General features: G+C 69.4%; 20 protein-coding genes. 9 read left to right on the top strand and 11 right to left on the bottom strand.

The window, feature by feature from the left end; translation table 11 throughout:
* Positions 1–387: 387 nt before the first annotated feature.
* Complete coding sequence (locus tag AU195_RS14080) at positions 388–1,878, top strand: sugar transferase (protein ID WP_059159666.1); 1,491 nt, start codon at positions 388–390, stop codon at positions 1,876–1,878.
* Positions 1,879–1,922: 44 nt separating this feature from the next.
* Positions 1,923–2,441, top strand: coding sequence for a PH domain-containing protein (locus AU195_RS14075; protein ID WP_059159665.1), 519 nt, complete (start codon positions 1,923–1,925; stop codon positions 2,439–2,441).
* Here the strand turns inward: AU195_RS14075 and AU195_RS14070 are convergent.
* Positions 2,396–3,067: a GtrA family protein gene (locus tag AU195_RS14070; protein ID WP_059159664.1), complete on the bottom strand. Its 672-nt coding sequence runs from the start codon at positions 3,065–3,067 to the stop codon at positions 2,396–2,398. The two genes, AU195_RS14075 and AU195_RS14070, sit on opposite strands and share 46 nt — an antisense overlap.
* A 141-nt stretch (positions 3,068–3,208) precedes the next feature.
* Between AU195_RS14070 and AU195_RS14065 the strand changes: the two genes are divergently transcribed.
* The 3 genes from AU195_RS14065 to AU195_RS14055 are packed head-to-tail and all read left to right on the top strand — an operon-like array spanning position 3,209 to position 6,105.
* Positions 3,209–4,390, top strand: coding sequence for a 5-(carboxyamino)imidazole ribonucleotide synthase (locus AU195_RS14065; RefSeq protein WP_059159737.1), 1,182 nt, complete (start codon positions 3,209–3,211; stop codon positions 4,388–4,390).
* Positions 4,348–4,899 (top strand): 5-(carboxyamino)imidazole ribonucleotide mutase, encoded by a 552-nt coding sequence (gene purE / locus AU195_RS14060; protein WP_172800571.1) that lies wholly within the window; start codon positions 4,348–4,350, stop codon positions 4,897–4,899. Before AU195_RS14065 ends, purE begins: the two co-directional genes overlap by 43 nt.
* 39 nt (positions 4,900–4,938) lie before the next feature.
* Positions 4,939–6,105, top strand: a complete 1,167-nt coding sequence (locus AU195_RS14055) for an acyl-CoA dehydrogenase (protein WP_059159736.1) — start codon at positions 4,939–4,941, stop codon at positions 6,103–6,105.
* A 10-nt stretch (positions 6,106–6,115) separates the two neighbouring features.
* Here the strand turns inward: AU195_RS14055 and AU195_RS14050 are convergent, their stop codons facing one another.
* The 5 genes from AU195_RS14050 to AU195_RS14030 all read right to left on the bottom strand — a co-directional run bounded on the left by AU195_RS14050 (position 6,116) and on the right by AU195_RS14030 (position 12,526).
* Complete coding sequence (locus AU195_RS14050) at positions 6,116–7,537, bottom strand: sugar transferase (protein WP_059159662.1); 1,422 nt, start codon at positions 7,535–7,537, stop codon at positions 6,116–6,118.
* Complete coding sequence (locus AU195_RS14045; protein ID WP_059159661.1) at positions 7,530–8,867, bottom strand: FAD-dependent oxidoreductase; 1,338 nt, start codon at positions 8,865–8,867, stop codon at positions 7,530–7,532. The genes AU195_RS14050 and AU195_RS14045 overlap by 8 nt, the downstream gene beginning before the upstream one ends.
* Positions 8,868–9,665, bottom strand: a complete 798-nt coding sequence (locus AU195_RS14040) for a glycosyltransferase (protein WP_059159660.1) — start codon at positions 9,663–9,665, stop codon at positions 8,868–8,870.
* A 683-nt stretch (positions 9,666–10,348) separates the two neighbouring features.
* Positions 10,349–11,170: a biotin--[acetyl-CoA-carboxylase] ligase gene (locus AU195_RS14035; RefSeq protein ID WP_059159659.1), complete on the bottom strand. Its 822-nt coding sequence runs from the start codon at positions 11,168–11,170 to the stop codon at positions 10,349–10,351.
* Positions 11,171–11,179: 9 nt separating this feature from the next.
* Positions 11,180–12,526 carry a glycosyltransferase family 87 protein gene (locus tag AU195_RS14030; RefSeq protein ID WP_172800570.1) on the bottom strand — a complete coding sequence of 449 codons (1,347 nt, stop codon included), beginning with the start codon at positions 12,524–12,526 and terminating at the stop codon, positions 11,180–11,182.
* A gap of 182 nt (positions 12,527–12,708) precedes the next feature.
* Between AU195_RS14030 and AU195_RS14025 the strand changes: the two genes are divergently transcribed.
* The 4 genes from AU195_RS14025 (at position 12,709) to AU195_RS14010 (ending at position 17,832) form a co-directional block, all read left to right on the top strand.
* Positions 12,709–13,587 carry a glycosyltransferase family 2 protein gene (locus AU195_RS14025; protein ID WP_059159657.1) on the top strand — a complete coding sequence of 293 codons (879 nt, stop codon included), beginning with the start codon at positions 12,709–12,711 and terminating at the stop codon, positions 13,585–13,587.
* The gene (locus AU195_RS14020) at positions 13,584–14,906 is read left to right on the top strand and encodes a lipopolysaccharide biosynthesis protein (RefSeq protein WP_286149243.1); all 1,323 of its coding nucleotides are present in this window, start codon (positions 13,584–13,586) and stop codon (positions 14,904–14,906) included. Before AU195_RS14025 ends, AU195_RS14020 begins: the two co-directional genes overlap by 4 nt.
* 176 nt (positions 14,907–15,082) lie before the next feature.
* On the top strand, positions 15,083–16,432 hold the full coding sequence (locus tag AU195_RS14015) for a GumC domain-containing protein (RefSeq protein WP_157531131.1): 1,350 nt from the start codon (positions 15,083–15,085) through the stop codon (positions 16,430–16,432).
* Positions 16,429–17,832 (top strand): O-antigen polymerase, encoded by a 1,404-nt coding sequence (locus AU195_RS14010; protein ID WP_286149242.1) that lies wholly within the window; start codon positions 16,429–16,431, stop codon positions 17,830–17,832. The genes AU195_RS14015 and AU195_RS14010 overlap by 4 nt, the downstream gene beginning before the upstream one ends.
* Here AU195_RS14010 and AU195_RS14005 read toward each other — a convergent pair.
* The 5 genes from AU195_RS14005 to AU195_RS13985 are packed head-to-tail and all read right to left on the bottom strand — an operon-like array spanning position 17,745 to position 22,758.
* A complete protein-coding gene (locus AU195_RS14005) occupies positions 17,745–18,818 on the bottom strand; it encodes a glycosyltransferase family 4 protein (RefSeq protein WP_286149240.1) in 1,074 nt (357 codons plus the stop codon). The two genes, AU195_RS14010 and AU195_RS14005, sit on opposite strands and share 88 nt — an antisense overlap.
* The gene (locus tag AU195_RS14000) at positions 18,818–19,879 is read right to left on the bottom strand and encodes a glycosyltransferase (RefSeq protein ID WP_059159655.1); all 1,062 of its coding nucleotides are present in this window, start codon (positions 19,877–19,879) and stop codon (positions 18,818–18,820) included. Before AU195_RS14000 ends, AU195_RS14005 begins: the two co-directional genes overlap by 1 nt.
* A gap of 23 nt (positions 19,880–19,902) precedes the next feature.
* Complete coding sequence (locus tag AU195_RS13995) at positions 19,903–21,024, bottom strand: right-handed parallel beta-helix repeat-containing protein (protein WP_059159654.1); 1,122 nt, start codon at positions 21,022–21,024, stop codon at positions 19,903–19,905.
* Entirely contained in the window at positions 21,008–21,961 is a 954-nt protein-coding gene (locus tag AU195_RS13990; protein WP_059159653.1) for a polysaccharide deacetylase family protein, read from the bottom strand. Before AU195_RS13990 ends, AU195_RS13995 begins: the two co-directional genes overlap by 17 nt.
* Positions 21,958–22,758, bottom strand: coding sequence for a hypothetical protein (locus tag AU195_RS13985; protein ID WP_286149238.1), 801 nt, complete (start codon positions 22,756–22,758; stop codon positions 21,958–21,960). Before AU195_RS13985 ends, AU195_RS13990 begins: the two co-directional genes overlap by 4 nt.
* Between the last annotated feature and the right edge of the window lie 176 nt (positions 22,759–22,934).

Genomic DNA, 22,934 nt, shown 5'->3' with positions numbered 1-22,934 from the left:
CGGGGGGTGGTGGAGCACAGTGGGCGGGCAACGCCAAAACCGGAGAAGTCGCAGAATCGGCCGTTACTTGAATGAATATTCGTAAACGCTCGCGGGTACGGGAAATACATGGCGCGCAGATTTAGCGAACGGACCGTTGACGGGCGCGTCGAATTGTGCCATTGACGGCAACGTAAGTCAACCTAGGCGGGTCGACGGTCGGAAATGGCGCAGCGTGGAGGCGTCTTTTGGGCTCGTCACGGCGCTGCCGCGAGCCGTAGGCCAAAACGGAAACATGAATTTACAAATTCATCGGTCGACTGCCGAGCGGTTCCGTGATCATCTTGAGATGATCGTGTGAGGTCGGTTAAAGTCGGGCGGGAGCAATTGAACATCGGGGGGGACCGCATGACCGCGGTGAATGACGATCTTGATCTGACAGCAAAGGTGGTAGCCGAGCCGGGGCGGGTGCCGCTCTGGCAGCGTGGCTACGCCCGCCGTCTGGTCGTGCTGGATTTCACTGCCGTCGCCCTCGCTGTCGGCGCCGCTCAGTGGCTTCGTTTCGGGAGCCTGCCCGGCGAGACCAACACCTACCCGAACTTCGCGTACTCGATCCTGTCGGTCATCATCGCCGTCGCGTGGATGCTGGCGATGTCGATCAACCGGGCCCGTTCCCCCCGGGTGATCGGTTCGGGCGCCGAGGAGTACCGGCGGGTGTGGCTGGCCACCCTCGCGGTCTTCGGCGGTGTGGCGATCGTCTCGATGCTGTTCAAGCTCAACATCGCCCGCGGCTACCTGATGATCGCGCTGCCGGTCGGCCTGGTGGCGCTGATCCTCTTCCGGTGGATCGCCCGCCGCGTCGTCGCCTCGGTGCGGGAGAAGTACGGTCGGTGCATCACCCGGCTGCTCGTGGTCGGCAACCCGCACGTCATTCGCGACCTCACCAAATCGCTTGCCCGCGAGACGAAGTCGGAGTACCTGGTCGTCGGCGCATGCGTCCCCAGCGGGTTCGCCAAATCCGAGCTCGAGGTGCCCGGCGTCGGCTCCATCCCGACATTCGGTGACGAGACGAACGTCGTCGGCGCCGTCACCGCCACCAAGAGCCACGCCGTCGCCGTGACCGCCACCGAACGGCTCGACGGCCGCGGGATGCGCAACCTGTCCTGGGAGCTGGAGAAGCTCGACATCGACCTGCTCGTCGCCCCCGGGGTCGTCGACGTCGCCGGTCCCCGTCTGACCATGCGGCCGGTGGCCGGGCTTCCGCTGATCCACGTGGAGAAGCCGCAGTACAACGGCGCGAAGCGTTTTCAGAAGCGGCTGTTCGACATGGTCTTCGCCGGCGCCGTCCTGCTGCTCGGTGCGCCGGTTCTGATCGCGGTCGCTATCGCGGTCAAACTGACCAGCCGGGGCCCGGTCTTCTACCGCTCCGAGCGCATCGGCCTCGACGGCCGGCCGTTCGAGATGATCAAATTCCGCACCATGGTCCAGGGCGCCGACACGATGCTGCCCCAGCTGGCCGCGCTGAACGAGAGCGACGGCGGAGTCCTGTTCAAGATCCGCGAGGACCCCCGGGTCACCCCGCTCGGCCGGTTGCTGCGCAAGTACAGCATCGACGAGCTGCCGCAGTTCATCAACGTGCTCAAGCGCGACATGAGTGTGGTCGGCCCGCGACCGCCACTGGCCAGCGAGGTCAAGACCTACGACGACCACGTCAAGCGCCGGCTGCTGGTCCGGCCGGGGATCACCGGTCTGTGGCAGGTCAGCGGACGTTCGGACCTGTCGTGGGAGGACTCCGTCCGGCTCGATCTCTTCTACGTCGAGAACTGGTCGATGATCTCGGACCTGCAGATCGCGTTCAAGACCGTCAAGGCGATGCTGCGCCATTCCGGCGCCTACTGAGCCGAAACCGCCGCCGCGCCCGCGCGCCTGAGTACAGTGCTGCCGTGGGTTATCCGGACAACGTGCTGGCCAGGGACGAGCAGGTGGTCCTGCACCGGCATCCGCACTGGAAACGGTTGATCGGCGCGGTGCTGGTGCTGCTGTTCACCAGCGCGGCCGCCGCCTTCGTGGCCGGTTACGTCAACACACTCGCGTGGGACGCCTCCGCCAAGAACGTCATCTTCCTCGTCATCGGCGGGATCTGGCTGGTGCTCGTCGGTTGGCTGTCGTTGTGGCCGTTCCTCAACTGGTGGACCACACATTTCGTCATCACCGACCGGCGGGTGATGTTCCGGCACGGCCTGGTCACCCGGGCCGGTATCGACATCCCGCTTGCGCGGATCAACAGCGTCGAGTTCCGGCACGGCCTGCTCGACCGGATCCTGCGCACCGGCACGCTCGTCATCGAGTCAGCGGCGCAGGACCCGCTCGAGTTCCACGACATTCCTCGCGTGGAACACGTGCACTCACTGCTGTATCACGAAGTCTTCGACACCCTGGGGTCCGACGAGTCACCGAGCTGATCGGGCCGGGTGCGCCTGCGGGACCGTCGCAAGGGGGTGACGGTGCCCTCGGTCCGGCTGGCGTGTTCGGCGACATCCTCCATCGCCTCGGCGATGCCGCCGCTGGTGAACGTGGACTCCAGCGCCTTGTCCGGGTTGCGGCCGAACTCGTCCGGGAACACCCAGCGCCGGAAGGCCCAGAACCGGAACGCCATCTGCAAGAGATTGCCCAGGATGTAGGCGGAGACGAAGTCGGCGATGTTCTCGATGGTCAGCGACACCTCGGGCACGCGCAGGCCCAACACGTAGCTCGAGAAGTACAGCGGGAGCATGCTCAGCAGCACGCCGACACCGCTGAACCCGAAGAACAACAGCGCCTCGTGATGTCGCTCACGTCCACCGCGATCGCGGAAGCTCCACTCGCGATTGAGGATGTATGAGGCGATCACGGCGACGATCCCGGCGATGATCTTCGCCGTCACCGGCTTGGGCTCGAGGATCGTCAGCTTGAGGGTGAAGAAGATGACCGAGTCGATGACGAACGTGGTCGCGCCGACGATCGCGAACTTGATCAGCTCATGATGCTGCTCGGCGTACGGCCGGATGGGCCGCGGCAGCCGCTTGATCGTCGCATCGGCGAAAGACACAAGGAAGAAGTCTACGGAAGACAGGGGCCCCCTGTCGTATCGCAGTCGTATCGCCGCTTCGCTCCTGGTCAATGTGGGCACGTCGGCCATGACACGATAGGCGGCGTGCCGAGTACTACCTCTTCGCCACCAGTGGTGGCCATGATCGGCGGGGGTCAACTCGCCCGGATGACCCACCAGGCGGCGATCGCGCTGGGCCAGAGCCTGCGCGTGCTCGCCACCGGTCCGCAGGAACCGGCCGCCCAGGTGACCCCTGACGTGGTGATCGGATCACACACCGATCTCGACGCGCTGCGGCGCGCGGCCGCCGGCGCGACGGTGCTGACCTTCGACCACGAACACGTCCCCACCGAGGCCCTCGAGGCGTTGGTGGCCGAGGGGGTGAACGTGGCGCCGCCGCCCACGGCGCTGGTGCACGCCCAGGACAAGCTGGTGATGCGCAGGCGTCTCGAGGCGATGGGAGCGCCGATTCCGCGCTACACCACCGTCGACACCGTCGACGACGTCGTCGCCTTCTCCGCCGAGGTCGGCGGACCCGTGGTGCTCAAGACGGTCCGCGGCGGATACGACGGTCGCGGCGTGGTGCTGACCGCCGATGCCGACGAGGCCCGCGATGTCGCCGCCCGCTACCTCGCCGACGGCGTGCCGATCCTGGCCGAGGAACGCGTGGAGATGCGCCGCGAACTCGCGGCCCTGGTGGCCCGGTCGCCGTTCGGCCAGGGCGCGGCCTGGCCGGTGGTCGAGACCGTGCAGCGCGACGGCATCTGCGTGGTGGTGCTGGCGCCGGCGCCGGAGCTGTCCGACGAACTGGGTTCGAGCGCCCAACAACTGGCGCTGAAGCTGGCCGCCGAACTCGGCGTGGTCGGGGTCCTCGCCGTCGAACTGTTCGAGACGGCCGACGGCCGGTTGCTGGTCAACGAACTCGCGATGCGCCCGCACAACTCCGGGCACTGGAGCATGGACGGCGCGGTCACCGGCCAGTTCGAACAACACATCCGCGCGGTGCTGGACTATCCGCTCGGGGACACCGCGTTACTCGCCCCGGCCACCGTGATGGCCAACGTGCTCGGCGCGCCGCAGATTCCGGCGATGGCGATGGACGAACGCGTGCACCACCTGTTCGCCCGCATGCCGGACGCCAAGGTGCACCTGTACGGCAAGGGGGAGCGCCCCGGCCGCAAGATCGGCCACGTCAACCTCACCGGGGACGATCCGGGGATGCTGCGTGAGCGGGCCGAGCGGGCGGCGCACTGGTTGTCCCACGCGGAGTGGACCGACGGATGGGATCCGCACGGCGAGGTCAGGGAAGGACTCTCGAGGTGAACGCACCCGCCCCACGTGTCGGGGTCATCATGGGCAGCGACAGCGACTGGTCGGTGATGGCCGACGCCGCCGAGGCCCTCGCCGAGTTCGAGGTGGCCTTCGAGGTCGGTGTGGTGTCCGCGCACCGCACCCCCGGTCGCATGCTCGACTACGCGCGCACCGCCGCCGACCGCGGCATCGAGGTCGTCATCGCCGGGGCCGGCGGCGCGGCTCACCTGCCGGGCATGGTGGCCGCGGCCACGCCATTGCCGGTGATCGGCGTGCCGGTGCCGCTGGCCCGCCTCGACGGATTGGACTCGCTGCTGTCCATCGTGCAGATGCCTGCCGGTGTCCCGGTGGCGACGGTGTCGATCGGCGGCGCGCGCAACGCCGGTCTGCTGGCCGTGCGGATCCTCGCATCGGCCGACCCCGCGCTGCGCGCCCGCATGGTCCGGTTCCAGGCGGACCTCGAACAGATGGTGCTCGAGAAGGATGAAGCCCTGCGGAACCGGCTACTCGGTGCGGACTGACCGCAGGTAAAGTTACCGGTGAGTAGCAAGGAGGCCACGATGGCTGGTTGGACCGGAAACCCGTCCTTCGACGTGTTCGGATTGCCCGAGGAGCACCAGGAGTTGCGCGCGGCGATCCGCGCACTCGCCGAGAAGGAGATCGCCCCGTACGCGGCGGATGTCGACGAGCAGATGCGGTTCCCGCAAGAGGCTCTCGACGCCCTCAACGCCTCGGGATTCAACGCCGTACACGTGCCCGAGGAGTACGGCGGACAGGGCGCCGATTCCGTAGCGGCCTGCATCGTCATCGAAGAGGTCGCGCGTGTCGACGCGTCGGCGTCGCTGATCCCCGCGGTCAACAAGCTCGGCACCATGGGCCTGATCCTGCGCGGCTCCGATGAGCTCAAGAACAAGGTGCTGCCGGACCTCGTGAACGGGCAGCTGGCGTCCTACGCGCTCTCCGAGCGGGAGGCAGGCAGCGATGCGGCCTCGATGCGCACCCGGGCCAAGGCCGACGGCGACGACTGGATCCTCAACGGCGCCAAGGCCTGGATCACCAACGGCGGCAAGTCATCCTGGTACACCGTGATGGCGGTGACCGATCCCGACAAGGGCGCCCACGGCATCTCGGCGTTCATGGTGCACATCGACGACGAGGGTTTCACCGTCGGACCGAAGGAGCGCAAGCTCGGCATCAAGGGTTCGCCGACCACCGAGTTGTACTTCGAGAACTGCCGCATCCCGGGTGACCGGATCGTCGGCGAGCCGGGCACCGGCTTCAAGACCGCGCTGGCGACGCTCGACCACACCCGCCCGACCATCGGTGCGCAGGCCGTCGGCATCGCCCAGGGCGCGGTGGACGCGGCGATCGCCTACACCAAGGACCGCAAGCAGTTCGGCACGTCGATCAGCGACTTCCAGGGTGTGCAGTTCATGCTCGCCGACATGGCCATGAAGGTGGAGGCCGCCCGGCTGATGGTGTACTCGGCCGCGGCGCGCGCCGAACGTGGTGAGGGCAATCTCGGCTTCATCTCCGCGGCGTCGAAGTGCTTCGCCTCCGACGTGGCGATGGAGGTCACCACCGACGCGGTGCAACTGTTCGGCGGCGCCGGCTACACGATCGATTTCCCGGTCGAGCGGATGATGCGCGACGCCAAGATCACCCAGATCTACGAGGGGACGAATCAGATTCAGCGCGTGGTGATGTCGCGCGCGCTGCTGCGCTGACGCGGCCGGCTCAATAGGCGCCCTGGCCGCGGGCGACGGTCAGCGCCGTCCTGGCCAGGATCCGCAGGTCCTGATCCATCGACCAGTTCTCCACGTAGTACAGGTCGAGGCGGACCCGGTCCTGTTCGCTGATGTCCGAACGACCGGACACCTGCCACAGGCCGGTCATCCCCGGTTTCACCAGGAGCCGGCGCTGGACGAACCCGGGGAATTCGGCGCCTTCGCCGTCGACCATCGGCCGGGGCCCGATCAGGCTCATCTCGCCGACGATGACGTTGACGAGTTGGGGCAGCTCGTCGAGGCTGGTGCGGCGGAGCCATCCACCGACCCGGGTGACCCGCGGGTCGCGGGCCCACTTGTAGAACGCGTCGTCGGACTTGCCGGACAGTGCGCGCACCTCGGCCAGGCGGGCGTCGGCGTCGGGGTGCATCGAGCGGAACTTCCACATCCGGAAGGGTTCTCCGTGCCTGCCGACGCGGGCGGGCCGGTAGAACACCGGACCGCCGTCCTCCAGTTTGATCAGCGCGGCGACGACGACGAACAGCGGTGCGGCGAGCACGAGGAGGACGAAGGCCAGGACCCGGTCGAACAGCGCCTTGCCCAGCGCGGACAACGACGAGTAGCCCGGCTCGTCCACCCGCAGCAGCGAAAGTCCGTTCAAGCGTTCCAGACTCAACTTCGGCTGGGCGATCGCGGCCACCCCCGGCACCACCATCAGGTCGATACCGTAGGGGTGCAGCGCCCAGCGCAGGTCACGCAGGCACTCGTCGCTCAATCGGTCGGCTGAGGTGATGACCACCGATTGCGCTCGACGCACCCGGGCCAGGTCCGTGATCTCGGCAGTGTCGACCGCAGGCTCGTCGACTCCGTCCGCACATACGGATCCGCCTGCGGCGCCGACCAATTGGGAGGTCCGCACGCCCAGCGCGTGGAACGCGACCACCTCGTAGCCGGCTCGCGCATCGCTGGCGACCGCCGCCGCGACACGGTCCGCCTCGGCGCGGGTGCCGACCAGCAGCAGGCGGGTGCGTTGTCCGTGCGGCCGGGTGCGCTGCCGCACCAGCACCACGGTGCTCAGCAGATGCGCCGCCACACATCCGCCGAGTCCGGTGGCGATCGCGATCAGCAGGGTCTGGCGAGGCAGCGGGCTGCCGGTGACCAGCAGAACCACGGCGACGAGTCCGAGGAGCTTGCCGGTGGCCACCAGGACGCGTTTGAACTCCTCGAACCCGCGGCCCAAGATCTTCGGGTCACTCGATCTCTGCGCGGCCAGCAGCACCGCCCACGCCGCCACCATGCCGACCCCGAAGGTGACGCGCACCCAGGTCTCCTGGTGTACGGCCACATCGGAGCTGACCGCGACCGCGAATGCGGTTCCGCCGGACACACTGAGGATCTCGGCGGCCTGCACCTTGGCGCTGCTGTCAAGCATTGGCCACCGTCCGGCGCGGGGCCGACTCACGGGTGTCGATCACCTCATGCACCACGCGGTCGGCCAGTCCCACCGACGAGTTCCAGCTCGTGACGTCGGGATAGATCTGCGCCGTGGTGGCCAGAAACACGTTCGTGCCACCGACCCGGCTCGCCGGCATCCGTTCGTGGTACCCCAGGGTCGGAATCGGTTCCACGAACGGCGCTTTGAACACGCGCACCTCCTCGACGGCCGCCGCATCGGCCAATCGGTCGGGGTAGAGCGCGCGCAGCTGAGCGGTCCAGCGGCGCGCGATCTCGGTGTCCGATTCGGCGAACAACGCCGAATCCCGCCCGCAGTAGTGCATCACGTACACCAGCGACCGTCCGTCGTGGCGCTCGGTGCCGGTGAGCGCCGACATCTCCACCACTCCGTCGAAGTCGGTGCCGCAGTTGATGACCGGCGCCCAGTAGTGACCGTCGAGCGGCCGGTCGAGCAGGAATACCGCGTTGACCACACCTTGGTAGTCGAGCCGGATCTGCGGCAGCGCCGACCGGAGCGGCTCGGCGGCCAGCGAACGCAGCAGCGGAATCGGCACCGTCGACACGACCGACTGCGCGACGATATCCTCGCCGGTGGCCAGACGGACGGTCGCACCGTCTTCGTCGGCCGCGACGCTTTGCACCCCCACGCCCAGATGAATGCGCCCACCGCCCGATTTGATGGCCGCCCGCAACCGGTCGACGATCGCGCGGTACGTCCCCGTCGGATATCCGCGGGTGGCGACGTTGCTCTCCCGGCCGAGGCGCTGATACAGGTACCGGGCAGGCACCTCGCCGAAGGCGTCGCCGAACTTCGCGCCGAACAGCGGTTTGAGCAGACGCTTCCACACCGTGGGCCCGTACACGCTGCGGAGCCAGTCCTCGGTTCTGGTGTTGTCGAGGTCCTTTCCGCGGCCGAGGCGGCGCAGCAGCAGCGAGACCGCTCCGAACCGGATCCGGTGGGTGAACCGCAGCGGGGTGAAGCGCAGCAGGTCCACGGCGCTGTTGAAGTCGAAGCGGTGACCGTCGACGTTCATGCCCATCGTCGTCTGCTGCCACCGGATGTCGCCGGCGAGCCCGAGTTCCTCGAGCAGGGGCAGCAGATGTTCGTCGGTCGGCATCACACAGTGGTAGAAGCGTTCGATCTCGACACCGCCGATCTCGCCGCCCATACCCAATCCGCCGAGCCGGCCGGCACTTTCGACGAGGTGGACCGGTACCGACGCGCGGGTCAGCCGGTAGGCGGCCGTCAGACCCGATATCCCGCCGCCGATGACCACCACGGGTCTCGGCTCGACCGCTGTGGACATCTAGACCTGCCGGTAGGGCGCGGGGGTGAAGGACTCGCGCACGAGCAGTTTGAAGTACTGCTTGAGCGTGCGTGCCAGCTTCAACTTGCTCGCGCCCTGCTTGCGGTCGTACTGCAGGACCAGGGGCACCTCGGCGATCCGCGGATTGCAGTGCCGCAGCTTGAGCAGCAGTTCGACCATGCAGGCGAAACCCTGCTCGACGACGAGCCGCTCACCCCAGTGGCCGGTGGCGCGGCGCAGCAGCGAGACCCGGTACGCGCGGTAGCCACTGGTGAAGTCGCGGACTCCGTCGACCTTGGCGACCGCGCGGAACATGTGAGCGGCCCCCCGCGACATCAGACGCCGCAGGGGCGGGGCCGTGGTGTCGTCACCCCCGTCGGTGAACCGTGAGCAGATCGCGATGTCGGCGCCGTTGTCGATCTCGCGCACCAGCGCGCCGACGAGCGTGGGGTCGTGGGTGTCGTCGGCGTCCATCACGACCAGCACGTCGTCGTCGGCGGCGACCGCGAGGACCGACCGCAGGCCGGTCTGAATGGCCTGTCCCAGGCCGAGGTTCACCTCGTGGGTCACCACCTTGACGTCGAGACCTGCCGGACCGCTCGCGGCGACCGCCGCGGTGCCGTCGGCAGAGCCGTCGTCGATGACCCAGACGGTGAGCGGCTGAGACGCCGCCAGCCGGTCGATGCGCTCGAGGAGCGGGCGCAGAGACCCCTCTTCGTTGTAGGCCGGCAACACGATGTGCACCTGCCCGAGTCGGACCGCGGTGTCGACGTGGTCGCGAACGAGCGTGTCTGTCATGGGAATCCTTCGGTGTTCGGCGCCACGCGCGGACGTGACGATGCGGGTGGGGTTCGTGTCGGGCGCGTGCGCGCGGGTGGTTCGGGGCGTCCTCGCAGACTCGGTGTCGCCGGGCCGCTCGGCTGACGTGCACCGGCCGTGGCAATGATCAGCGCTGTCAGCAGAGAGCTCCGTCGCCGGTGCCGAGGCCGTCCGTCGGCGCAGGCGGCGGCCGCCCGTGCCGGAGGGCAACCGTGGGTACCGACCGTGTTGGTGCTCGCATAGTTGTGTTCGCTCGCGCGAATACAGCTAATAAGTACACCAACCGAAGCGTCATCGCACAGCGGTGAGACTCATGTCACAGAATCACCTGGCAAGTTCTTTGCGTGTGAGGCGCTTTCCTGGCCATAAAACGCAGTGAAGTGCAGTTTATTGACGAGATCGGCCCGATGACGAATTGCCGAAATCACACGGACGCGTCAATTTCCGGCCTGGTGGCGCAGGCGACTTTCGATGACACGCGGCCGAGGAATCTAGCCTCAGCATCGATTTACGAGAGTGCTGGACCGGCGTCGGCCGATTGTGCGAGGGAAACCGGCCGGAGAGCTGGGAGTTTACAACCTCAAGGGAGTGACATCAGGCGTGCGTCGGAAACGTGACGCCGAGGTACGATTTCAGCAAATCGGTGCGGTGATGCGGGAAGGTCAGCCGTCGTGGGTGCCGGGGCTCGGACGCAGGTGGGTGATGTCCCCGGCGGCGACGGTGACCGACTCGCCGCCGACGGCAAGCGTCAGCCTGCCGAGATCGTCGATGTCGCGGGCCGTTCCTTCCAGGCGTCGATCACCCGGCAGAGTGGCGGTCACCCGGCGGCCCAGGGTCAGGCTGTGCCTGCGGTAGTCGGCGGCGATGGTCTCGTCGGCGCCTCCGGCGCGGCGCCACTGGGCGATCCGATCGCCGAGGTTGCGCAGTATTGCCGCGGCGAGCGCATTGCGGTCGTGATTCCGGGCGCCGAGCATGGCCAGCGACGTGGCGCGCGGATCGGGCGCCTCGGTGGCGCTCAACGTGACATTGAGTCCGATACCCACGATCACCACCTGCTGCGGGGCGGCGACTTCGGCCAGGATGCCGGCTAACTTGCCCTCGCCGACGAGTACGTCGTTGGGCCACTTGAGGCCGGCGTCGAGGCCGGACACCTCCGCGACGGCGTCGCGGACCGCCACGCCCGTCAGCAGCGGCAGCCACCCCCAGGCGTCGGGCGGGACACCGTCGGCATCCACCGCGACCGACATCGCCACCTGTGACCGCGGGGGAGCGGTCCACTGGCGACCGTGCCTGCCGCGCCCGGCGCTCTGGTACTCCGTGAGCAGCACGCGGCCGGCGACGTCCTCCCCGGCTGCCGCGCCCGCGAGGAGGTCGGCGTTGGTCGAGCCCGTCTCGTCGACGACATCCACCGTCCGCCAGCCTGGGCCGAGGGAGGCCCGTAGCAGGCCGACGTCGAGCGGCGGTCGAGCGGACTCGATGTCCATGGCGGGAGCCTAGCCGAGGGGGGCCGCCTGCTTGCGCGGCGACAGCGGCCCCGCCGAAGCGTTGTCGTCCGGGGGCCGGTCCGCGGGCGGGCGATGGGGGAACCGCCACGTGGCGGCGACGAGGAGTGCGATGCCCACGACGACGAGTGCCCGCATGATCCAGATCGTCGAACCATCCCCGAACGACAGCTCGAGGCGGTGCCATCGAGATGCCCAGCAGGCCAGCGCCAGAGCCGCGAGCCCGGGTGCGGCCAGGGCGGCGGCCCGCCGCCCGCCGGTCCGCAGCATCTCCGTGGCCGCCAGCGCCACCGGCGCGAGCAACCACATCGCGTCGTAACTGATGTGGTAGAAGGCAATCAGGCCGATGCTCAATCCGACGAGCACCGCGGTGTGGGGCAGCATCCGGCGGTGCAGCCGGCCTGCGAGCAGATAGGCGCCCGCCAGCCCCGCCAGCAGGACGACGAACGACGTCCAGCCCGGAACGGGCACGCCCGCGTCCAGCAGCGCCCCCACCAGGTCGACACGTTCGCCGAGGTAGTCGACGGTGCGAACCGCTTCGGCCGAGCTCGCGTTACCGAGCAGCGTCTGCACCCACGCGCCGAAGCCGCCGCCGCGGGCGAGGAACAAGGCCGTGGCCACCGACACACCCCCGGCCAGCGACACCGCGACAGCGGCGACGCGCCATCTTCGCTGGGCGAGCAGGATGACGATGACGAACACGCCGATCTGGGGCTTGAGGCAGGTGACGGCGGCGAGCTGCGCCGCCACCCAGGGCCGTCGGGTCAGCAACGCCGGCGCGGCCAGCAGCGCATAGACCACCGACGGTTGGCCGTGACTCGCTCCGTCGGCGGCGGTGCGGGCGAGCCAGACCAGGGCGACCCCGAGCGATCCGGCGCCCAGGAGTTCGGTCCGGCTCGGGGCGACGGGCGCTGACCACAAGCGCCTCACACGGATACCGGCCCAGGCGCCCACCGCGGCGACGACGGCGACGTTGACGAGGACGTCGGCGGCGGCCGCGACGTCCCAGGGCAGACCACCGAACGGTGACCAGAGCGCCAGGTGGGCCGGCGCGTACGTCGGATAGTCCTGCGCGTAGGGGAATTGCGCCGAGTACAGCGCGGTGTCGTACGGGTCGTGACCGGTGAGGAACCATCGGGTGGGCAACCACACCGTGTCGCGGAAGTCCACCAGGGTCCCGTCGAGGCACCCCGGCGTCCGGCACGGCGCGAGGGTGGTCGCGGTGATGCGTTCGGTCCACAATTTCGCCGCGTAGAACATGCTCAACGCGGTGGCCAAGGCGATGCCGACGACCGCCGTGAGGGTGCCCGGTGGCGGGCGACGAAGCACGTTGGGCACTATCGGGTCCTTCGCACATCGGGCGCCGGCGGGTGACGGTGCCTCGTTCAACATGAGCGGCTCCGCCGCGCGCTGTTCGCTCTCGTGCCTGACGGCAAAAGCTCCAATCGGCGATGCGGTCCGTGAACTGCGTGAGGAACACCTCGCGGCGCAGAGCAGCTTACCAATGATATTTTGCTCGAATGGCCGAAGAGTCCCGAACCGGCGGTGGACCGCTCATCTCGCTGGTCTGCTCCACCATCGGACGGCCGGACGCTCTGCGCCGGCTGCTCACGTCGGTGGCGGCCGCCGAGCTCGCCGAGCGCGTGGAGTTCATTCTCGTCGATCAGAGCCCGGACCAGTCCTGCGCGGCCCTCGTCGACGGCTTCGGGCTGCCGGGGCCGCACCGGGTGACCACGAGCGGCCTAGGCGTGTCGACCGGTCGCAACGCCGGCACACCCCTCGCGCGGGCACCGATCGTCGCCTACCCGGACGACAACTGCTGGTACCCCCCGGGCACCTTCCGGTCGGTCATCGAAAAGTTCGCAGTGCGAACGGATCTCAGCGGTGTCACCGGCATGCAGGTGACGGAGGCAGGTGTGCCGTCGATGCTGCGATGGCTGCCGGAACCCACGACGGTGACGCGGCGCAACTTCATACGGACTTCGGTCAGTTCGACGATCTTCCTGCGTCGCGACGCCCTGCCCTCGCCCACTCCGTTCGACGAGGGAGTCGGTGTCGGATCGCCCGGCCGACGGGGCGCCGGTGAGGAATCCGATCTGTTGCTGCGGTTGATCGCGTCCGGGCACACGGTCGAATACCGTCCGGAGATCCGGGTCCTCCAGGACGACGACCGCGACCAGATCACTGCCGCGTTCGTCGACAAGATGGCGAAATACGGTGTCGGACAGGGGTATCTGTGGCGACGTCACTCGCTGCCGGTCAGTGCCCTGGCCTACTACTCCGCGCGCAAGATCGCCGGCGCCGGTGTGCGTGCCGCCCGGGGGCAGACGCTGCACGCTCGCGCGGACCTGGCCTTCGTCCGCGGTCAGGTCGCCGGGTGGTTGGGCGTCGGAGGGTGACCGTCGCCGTCGGTGCCGCCACGTCGGAGATGCGCCGCAGTTTCGGGTGGCGGACCGCCGCCGCCGGGGCGGGTCTGCTCTCGACACTTCTGCTGACCATCGTCGTCTACCGCACCCTCGACGCAAGGGACGCGGCGGTCTTCTTCGCCATCCTGGTCGCGCTGTCGATAGGACCGCTGGTCGGCCGATTGGGTCTCGGTCCCAATGTCATTCGGCTGGTCGCAGCCGAACCCAGCCGACTCGGACGACGCGCGATCGCGTCGTCGCACCTGAGCGCCACCGGCGCGCTGTCGGTGATCAGTGCGCCGGTGATCGCGGTGTTGGCCACCTGGGCGCTGCGTGGTTCAGAGCACTACCTGCCCGTGGTGTTCCTCACGACCGCCGGGATCGTCGCGGAGTCGCTGCGCCTGACACTCAGCGACATCTTCGCCGCCACCGGCCGCGTCGGTGCGTCGGTGGCCACCACCCACCACATCCGGAGCATGCTCGTGCTGCCGGTGGTCGGCGCGATCGCGCTCACGGTGTCCGACCCGACGCTGCTGGAGGTGATGGTCACCTACACCGTCGTGTCGTGCCTGCAACTGGCCGTGGCGCTGGTGTCCGCCCGCCGCGACATCGCCGTGCGGGTCGCAGGAAGCGCGGCGACGATACGGCAGGCGCTGTCCGCGGGGGCGAGGCTCTTCACGCTCGACCTCGCGGCGTTCCTGTGTCTACCGGGCACCGTCTGGTTGGCCAACGTCGTCTTCGCGCCACAGACTGCTGCGCTGTACTCCGCAGCGGCGACACTGGCGCTGCAGGTGACCGTCGTCGAGAGCCTGGCCGCGCTGGCGGTGACGCCGGCGGCCGCGGGCCTGTGGGCCGCCGGAGAACGCGATCAGGTGGTGCGCGTGTTGTCGGCGGTCGCCACGCTCAGCACAGCGGTGACCGTTGCCGCGGTCGGCGTGCTGGCGGTGGTCGGCGCGCCACTGCTCGACGTCGCCTACGGGCCCACGATGCGCGGGGCCGCCGTCCTGCTGGTGATCATGGCCGCCGGCGGTATCGCCAAGACCGCGTTCGGCGTGAACATCACGCTCTTGATCATCAGCGGCCACATCGCCGAGGCCGCCCGGACGGCGCTGCTCGTCCTGGCGGCGTCGGTTCCGGTCGCCGTCACGGCCGGTGTGGCCGGCGGACCGGTGTGGCTGGCGGCGGCTTCCGGGGCGGCGACGACCGCGGTGGCCGTGACGCAGTGGTGGTCCGCCCGCCGGGCGGTCGGCGCCGGCCCGCGGGCGGGATGGCGTATCGGCCCAGCATGGCAAAGTATTCGACATTCGCCATGACGACATACGAACGCTCACGACCACGCGATGAATGCGGGAGTTACGACGATATACGGGTTTTTCAGGGGCGAGGTAGCCAGCCAGTCGCCAGTGGCATAGTATGCGGCGTGACAAACCAGCAATGACCCGAGAACCGTGGGGTCGACGCATGCCGATCCGTTGAGGAGCGCGAACCCGTGGCTGTCCAGCTTTCCCCGATCCAGTCGTCAGTCCTCTCGGCGATCACCCGGAGGTCCTCCCGGACGTGGCTTGTCGTGCTCGCGGTGGGCACGCTGATCGGCGTCGCGCTGGGTGCGCTCGCCGGAGGCGCGGTATACCTCAACCGAAACGCGGATCCGACCTCGAGCGCGCAGATCAGGGTGACGCCACCGGTCGACCTGGTCGCCATGGTGACCGGTGCGCGCATCGACTTCACGCAGAGCCACATCAGCGACTACGTCTCGGGTGAGGTGGCCTACCTCGACGGCGCCGGATTCGCCAGGGCGGTGAACAACCGGCTTCGCCGACCGGGCGCCGCGCACCTGACGATCACCCAGAACGGCACGTCACAGGTCCTGACGATCTCCTCGACCGGCGCGACCGCCCTCGAATCGACCAACACGGTGCGGACCGCTCTGAACCTCTACGAACAGCGGCTCCGCCAGCTCACCGACCAGCAGTTGGACAGCGCCCTCGGCGCGATCGACGAGCGCATCAAGGCGGTCAGGGCGACCCGCGACGTCGGTCGGCTCAACGACTTGACGCTACTGCGGTCCAACGTCGAACTGCAGGCCGCGCAGCCGACCGGGATGCAGATCCTCAACGCCCCGCTGACCGATTCCTCGGTCGGGTCGGATCGATGGCCGCTCGGAGCGCTGTTCGGCGGGCTCCTCGGTGGACTGCTCGCGCTCGTGGCGTTGGGCCTCTACCGGAGCCGCTCGGGCCGGGTCGTCGCCGTCACCGACATCGCCGACGCGGTCGACGGCATCCTCACCCCCGAGGTCAGCCTGCGCGGCAGCCGGGGCGCGAACGCCGCGGGCGCGCAACGACACGTGGCGCGGACGCTGTTCGCGCAGTGCCCCGATACGGCGCCCAACCGGATCATCGCCGTCATCGGGGCGTCCCGGTCCTCGGGCTCCGGACTGGTCGCCGCGCTGCTGGAGACGGCGGCCGCGGAACAGGGGCCGACGGTGCTGGCCACGTTGGCCGAGGGCTCGGTCACGCTCCCGACCGGATCCGAGCACGATCACACACTGATCCTCGACATCGGCGCGCTCGGCGACTCCCCCCTGGCCACCCAGGCCATCGCCGCGGCAACGGATCTGATCTTGGTGTGCCGCCTGAACGTCGACTCCGTGGCGGCGGTGTCCGCGGTCCGCGCCGCGACCGCTTCGAGCGCCGTGCCGTTGCGGGCGGTGGTCACCTACTGGCCCCTGTTCACCGTCGGCGGTCCGGCCGAGCCGCCGCGCGCCACCGGACACGCGAACACACCGGGCCACAGTGCGGCCGACCCCGCTGTCGAATCGGCCGCGGCCACCGCCCCGTGAGGAACGACGTCACCGCCCGTCGCACCAGGGTCTGGTGGGTCGGGCCCACGCCGGTGATCCTCATGGTGGCGACCATGTCGATCCTGCTGACCGCGGCGGTCGGTGACCAGCGGTTCCGCGCGCTGTGGAACACCCCCAAGTCGGTGACCGGCCATGTGCTGCTCCTGATGTTCTGCGGGGCGCTCGCACTGGCCGTCGGCGCCAGCGCGGTCGGGGCGCTGCGTCCGGTGCAGATCCCCGCGCAGCGGTGGCCGAACCTGAGCCCCGGGTCGGTCGCGCTGCTGTGCCGGGCCAGTTCGGTCCTGGTCGCGCTGACGGCCCTCGGTTACCTGGGGTTCGGGTATCTCCTGGCCCGGGCCGGCATCGGCTGGGCACAGATCGCCGGCGCCTCGGGCTACTCCGGTTCCGCCCCGATCAAGACTCTCGTCGGCACCATCCCCGGGGTGACCACCATGACGCAGTTCGGCATCGCCGCGGTGATCATCTCCAGCATCGTCCTGGCGCAACAGAATTCGCGGGCCGAACTCCTGAAGATCGTCGCCGTCGTGGGGATGTCCGTGCCGCGGGCCTTCATCTTCGCCGAACGGCTGGCCATCCTCGAACTCGTCGTCCCGATCGCGGTCGTGGCGTGCTACCGCGCCGCCGAGACGCCCCGCCTGCGGTCGCTCGTGCGGCTGGTGCCGGTGGTGGCGCTGCCCGCGGTGGTCGTCGTCTTCTCCGTCTTCGAGTACTTCCGCAGCTGGGAGTTCTTCCGTGGCACGGGGCAGAGCTTCTGGCAGTTCTCCTTCGAACGTGTCGCCGGCTACTACGCCACCGCGGTGAACAACGGCTACCTCGAGCTGAACCATCTCAACGTGGCGGGCAGGGAGCCCCTGACCACACTCGAATTCCTCTGGGACGCACCGGGTGTGCGTCAACTTCAGCTCTACGATCAGCTGGCCGGGAACTTCCCGGGGCGAAACGGTGTGGTGACCGACGCCGACTACGTCGCGATGCTCACCGACTACGGCAACCCGGAGTTCAACAACGCCACGGGCTTCTCGATCCCGTATCTCGACTACGGCACGGCGGGCGGGCTGGTGTTCTTCCTGGTCGCCGGGGTGATCGCGGGACTGCTGTACCGGTCCTTCCGCGAGGCCTCACCGGCCGGCCTGCTGATGTATCCGCTGTTCTTCGTCGGGCTGATCGAACTCCCGCGGTACATGCACTGGACGCAGGGACGGTCGCTGCCGTCGTGGGTGGCGCTGGGCGTCGTCGCCCTGCTGGTCGTCCGCGCCGATCGTCGGTGGCGCAGCACCCGACGAGGCGATGTTCAGGAACCGGTCGCCGCACTGAGCGCAGCAGCGGGCACGCCCAGCACCCGCGTCAGCACCGTCTCCGCCGAACGCTCCCACGAGTAGCGCTGCGCGTTGACGAGCCCCCGCTCCCGCAGGTCGCTCGCCAACGCGTCGTCGCGTTCGAGTTCGTCGAGTCGCTCGAGCAGGGCAGCGCTGTCGTCGGGGTCGAAGTACAGGGCGCCGCTGCCGCCGACCTCGGGGAGGGAGGCCGCCGACGAGCTGACGACCGGACACCCCAGCACCTGCGCCTCCAGCACCGGCAGTCCGAAACCCTCGTATCTCGACGGGAACACCAGCGCGCGTGAATTGCGGTACAGCCACACCAGTTCGGCGTCGGTGAGACGGCCGGCCACGGTCGCCGCCGATCCCAGATCGGACATGGCGGAGAAGACCTGGTCACGGCCGGCGGCTCCGACGACCACCACGTCGCGCCCGGACCCGGTGAGCGCGGCCACGGCGCCCGTGAGGTTCTTGTGTCTGGCCAGGGTGCCCACGACGAGGTACTGCCCGCCTGCGATGTCGAGGTCGGGGCGCACGGGTGCGATCTGCGCCAAACCGTCCGCGGCGCAGGGGGCCACGAGGAACCGCCGCCGGTCGACCCGCAGCACCGCGGCCAGTTCGTCGGCGCTGAATTCGGATACGGTGAGCAGCTGCCGTGCCGTGCGGGACAACAGCAGGTACATCACGAGGTAGAACGCGACGAACGTGCGCCGGAAGGTGCGCGGGTACCGGAACGCGGTCGCATCGTGCATCGTCACCAGCTGCCTGCGCTTGAGAAGCGGTGCGGGACCGGCGAAGTTGAGCAGCATCCGGCCCAGTGTCACCACCGGCAGGTACAGCTGCTCGAACACCACGCCGCCCACCGGGGCGCGGCGGATCTCCACGCGCCGCGCCGACGCCCACTCGGGCGCGTCGGCGCCGCTGGGCACATGGAGCACCAGATCCACCGCGCCCGCCGTGACGAGGCGGCGCACCATCTCGGTGGCGTACCGCTGTGTGCCGGTCAGGGGTTGGGCCAACCACTTGCCGTTGACGTGCACCGGATCCATCAGCGAGCCCCGGCGTACGGGCCGTAGAGCTCCTTGAGCGCCACCTGCTGGCTGCCGTCGCAGTTGTCGGCGAACGCGACCCTGGTCGCGTCGCGGGCGGCGGTCCGCGCGTGCGCGGTGTCGAGCGAGGTCAGCACGTCGGCGAACTGGGAGGGCGCTCCGACGGTCAACGGCAGCCGCAGCCCGTCGAGGTAGGGCCGTGCGCGCGCGACGACCGGGAGACCGGCCGCGTCGGCCTCGAGGATCGAGATCGGGAGTCCCTCCCACACCGCGGTGTGCAGATACACGTCCCCGCGGGCGAGTTCGGCGAGCGCCTGCGATCGGGGCAGCCACCCCGTCACCTCGATCTGGCGGTCGGTGAGGTACTGGACGTACTCGGCGTCACCGTCGCCGATCCACACCGCCCGCAGGTCGGGGTGCGCCATCCTGGCGTGCGCCACCGCGTCGGCGAAGAATCCGGGGTCCTTCTGAGGTCCCAGCCTGCCGTTGCCGACGACGCACAGGCCCTGCGCCGGCGCGGATCTCGTGCCCGACGGGACCGTGCACGGTCCGGCGACGTTGGGCACCGTCACCACCCGGGGCCGGGCCAGTGGCCAGCGGGACAGGGCCGCTTCGCGCGGCGAACAGACGCCGAAGCCGCTGGTGTTCAGCGACAGCGCCCATTCGGCGGCCCGGAAGGCCGTGCGCACCGGCATTCCGACGTCGCGGCGTTCGAAGGCGTAGCAGTGGGGGGAGTAGACGATCGGACGCCGGGCGGAGCGGCGCAGCGCGACGCGCGCATACACCCCGCCCTTGCTGGAGTGGGCGTGGATCACGACCGGCCCGCGCAGTCCCTTGGCGTAGCGGCGGAGGAACCGCAGTCGGGCGACGTGCCCGTCGGGCAGTTCGGCCACCGCGGCGAAGCCGACGAACTCCGCCGGGCTGACCGACGCCTCCGCACGGCGGGCGTACACGAGTCGGTGTTCGGCCGCGGGGTAGTTGCGCGCGAAGTCGCGGATCGCCGCCGCGGTGCCGCTGGCGAACGACTCGGTCACGTGCACGACGGTCAATGCTGTTGTCACGGTGCTCCTGGTGGGTCGGCTGGTCATCGGACGTCGACCGGTTCGCCGTTGACGGTGAAGTCGGAGGCCCGGACGGCTCCGGCGGGCGCGTCGACGAGAAGGGGTCGCAAGTCGCTGTCGCGCACTTGGATTCGGCTGAACGTGACGGCGTCGACGGACCCCGGCCGGGCGATCACGCCGACATTGCGTTCCGCGCTGGGCGACGTCGCGGTGATGGTCAGACCGGAAATCGATACGTCACTCACCGACCGGCCGGCGTTGCCCGAGTAGACCAGCACGGCGCCGTGGATCACGGCGGGGTCGGTGTTCGCGCCCGTGATCGTGCCGCCGGTGACGCGGACCCCCGCGACGGAGTCGGTGAAGTACGGGGCTCCCTCGGAGGCGACGTAGACCCCGGCGCCGCTGGTGCCCGACACCGTGAGGTCGCGTACCGACACGTCGCGGCCGCCGACGACGGAGATGCCTCGGCCCCAACGGGTTCCGGCCACCACGGGCGCGGTGATGGTGATGCCCGCGCACGGGGCGTCGGTGCCGTAGGAGACCACGGCCACCCCGTCGTCGCCGGTGCGTTCGGTCCTCGGGTTCTCGAGCGTGCCGTTGGTGGCGCCGTCGGTCATGTGGATGCCGTCGGCGAGGGTGTCGCGAACGGCGACGCGGGTGAGGCGGAAGCCGTCGGCGCCGTCGACGAACACCCCGGCGGCGGCCGAACCGTCGACCGTCACGTCGGTGAGCGAGACCCCGTCACCACTCACCACGAGCTTGTGCTGCTCGAGGCCTGTCAGTCGGGGGCCGTCGGTGGGTGCGCTCAGGGTCACGTCGGTCAGGCTGACCCCGGGGGCGTCGATCTGCAGCGCCGAGGCCGGCGCGTTCGTGGCGGCCAGCGTCGCCCCGTTGCCCTCGATGCGCACTCCCGGCACCGTGACGCGGATGACCCCGGCATGGGCGTACGTGCGCCGGTCCAGGCGGAGGGTCTCCCCGGGCCGGAGCTGGTCGAATTGTGTTTGCAGAGTGGCTGTCTCGTCCGGTGGCGCGCTGTGGGCCGCCTGTACGCCTGCGGCGACCAGGACGGTCACCACCGCGGCGGCGACGACCGCCGCGGGCACCGATCCGGTCGGTGTCCGCCGGGGGTCACGCCGCTGACGCATGGGGGTGTCCCGTTTCGAGCGCGTGGATGACGTGGTCCCGGGTCCCGAGCACGGTGAATTGGCGTTGCATGGTCGCCAGCACCCATTGCATGAACGCGTACTTCTCGCGGGCCGGTACCGACATGCCGGGGAAGAAATCGAGTGCGGGCGCGTCGCCGCGGTCGAGCAGGTGGTGGGGGTGCAGCAGCATGGTCAGCCCGATGCCGCGCGCGCGGCACAGCCGGACGGCGGTCCTGAAGTAGAGCCGAGCCACCTTCGGTGAGATCGAGTACAGCTGCATCAGGTAGGACCCGTGGATCGGGATCCGCAGCAGCGGCATGGTGGTGACCGGCAGTTCGGCGATCCCGCTGGTCGACCGGTGAGGGCGCAGGGGCAGCAGCGCCTGGTCCAGCCCGCCGAACAGGTGTGCGCGCTCCTCGCGCTGTGCGGTGCTCAGGTGCGCGGTGCGCAAGTGGTGGGCTCGTGCCAGCGGCCCGATCCAGGTGGGAAAGCTGCTGGCGTCGTAGGTGTATCCGCGCTCGACGAGCAGTCGCTCCAGTGTGGGGCTGGTGCTGTAGCCGGGTCCGCGGAACCCTGTTGGTGCCGGTGCGCCCGCGGCGACGATCGCCGCGTGCGTGCGGTCGATCTCGGCGGCGAGGTCCTCGACGCTGTAGCGCTGCAGCCACGGTTCGTGTTCGTAGGAGTGGTTGCCGATCTCGTGCCCGGCGGCGGCGAACGCCCGCACCGCCTCGGCGCCGTCGTCACGGTCGGCATCCGCGCCGATCACGAAAATCGTTGATCGCAAATGTATCTCACCGAGGAACTCGACGATCCGCGGTGTCGCGACCTCGAGGTAGCTGGGCCGGGACTCCCAGGACGAGTCGCCGTGGGTCTTGAGGAACGACCACACGTTGTCGAGGTCGAACGACACGCTGGCGACGGGGAGTGAAGACGTCATCGGGTTCCCTGGGTGATCGGTTGGTCGGACGGTGCGAGATCCGTGCGGCCCTCGGTGACGACCGTGCCGACACGGCCCATGGCCAGTACCCCGGCGACGATGAGGAAGAGCCCGGCGACCAGCCAGGCCGCCCGGCCGTCGGCGATCCGATCGCCGACCAGCGCGATACCGGCGGCGGACGCCACCACCATGGTCACGGCGTCCATCGCCGCGCCGGCCGAGGTCGTCGACCCGCGCTGCAGGGCCGCGGCCAACATGACCTGCCCGACAGCGGCGGACGCCAGCGTCAGCCAGGCCAGCGGATGCACCAGCAGGGCCGTCCACTCGAGGGATGGCAGCGGACGACTCGCCACCGCCAGGACGGCGAAGGCCGCACCGGCGAGGCCGGCCAGCGGCACCGCCCCCCTGGCCCGCCAGGCCGCGGGCGCGAGGCCGACACAGGCTGCCAGCACCGCGGCGAGCACCCAGCCCGTCGACGGCGGCACCGAGGTGATCCGGGACGGTTCCGCGGCCCCGGCGAGCAGGGCCAACGCCACGGTCAGCACTGCGAGCACGGCAAGTTCGGGGCGAGTGACCCGCCAACCGAGGATGACCGCGCCCAGCGCCGCCGCGACGCCGACCGCGGCGCAGGCGCCGGCCTGCACCAGGTACACCGGCAAGGTTTCGCGGGCGAAGAAGGCCAGCAGGAAGCCGACCACCTGGGCGGCCAGCCCGGCGGCATAGCACCGGTCGGTGGCGAGGCGCCTCACGAGGGTCAGCCCAAGTGTGTTGCTGATGGCGATACGGCGAGCAGCCATACTTTGCAGAATCAGCCCAGTAGCGTACGAAAAAGTCGACAGGACGAGCAAGAGATGGGCGTACATCGGTCTAACCTGCCGTTTCTGGTAGTCACGGGTGGGTGCGGGCGCTGCTCGCCGAGAACAGCCTGCACTTTGCTAAGCGAATTTACAACACTTCACTGAATCAGGCATAG

Source organism: Mycobacterium sp. IS-1496 (assembly GCF_001499995.1).
Classification (GTDB): domain Bacteria; phylum Actinomycetota; class Actinomycetes; order Mycobacteriales; family Mycobacteriaceae; genus Mycobacterium.
Note: the sequence above shows the minus strand (reverse complement) of the source record. Positions and strands in the feature narration are given on the sequence as shown.

Coding starts and splice junctions, on each gene's coding strand:
- AU195_RS14080 (WP_059159666.1), top strand. CDS start 388: ATGACCGCGGTGAATGACGATCTTGATCTGACAGCAAAGGTGGTAGCC.
- AU195_RS14065 (WP_059159737.1), top strand. CDS start 3,209: ATGATCGGCGGGGGTCAACTCGCCCGGATGACCCACCAGGCGGCGATC.
- purE (WP_172800571.1), top strand. CDS start 4,348: ATGGGATCCGCACGGCGAGGTCAGGGAAGGACTCTCGAGGTGAACGCA.
- AU195_RS14055 (WP_059159736.1), top strand. CDS start 4,939: ATGGCTGGTTGGACCGGAAACCCGTCCTTCGACGTGTTCGGATTGCCC.
- AU195_RS14050 (WP_059159662.1), bottom strand. CDS start 7,537: ATGCTTGACAGCAGCGCCAAGGTGCAGGCCGCCGAGATCCTCAGTGTG.
- AU195_RS14045 (WP_059159661.1), bottom strand. CDS start 8,867: ATGTCCACAGCGGTCGAGCCGAGACCCGTGGTGGTCATCGGCGGCGGG.
- AU195_RS14040 (WP_059159660.1), bottom strand. CDS start 9,665: ATGACAGACACGCTCGTTCGCGACCACGTCGACACCGCGGTCCGACTC.
- AU195_RS14035 (WP_059159659.1), bottom strand. CDS start 11,170: ATGGACATCGAGTCCGCTCGACCGCCGCTCGACGTCGGCCTGCTACGG.
- AU195_RS14025 (WP_059159657.1), top strand. CDS start 12,709: ATGGCCGAAGAGTCCCGAACCGGCGGTGGACCGCTCATCTCGCTGGTC.
- AU195_RS14005 (WP_286149240.1), bottom strand. CDS start 18,818: ATGGATCCGGTGCACGTCAACGGCAAGTGGTTGGCCCAACCCCTGACC.
- AU195_RS13995 (WP_059159654.1), bottom strand. CDS start 21,024: ATGCGTCAGCGGCGTGACCCCCGGCGGACACCGACCGGATCGGTGCCC.
- AU195_RS13990 (WP_059159653.1), bottom strand. CDS start 21,961: ATGACGTCTTCACTCCCCGTCGCCAGCGTGTCGTTCGACCTCGACAAC.
- AU195_RS13985 (WP_286149238.1), bottom strand. CDS start 22,758: ATGGCTGCTCGCCGTATCGCCATCAGCAACACACTTGGGCTGACCCTC.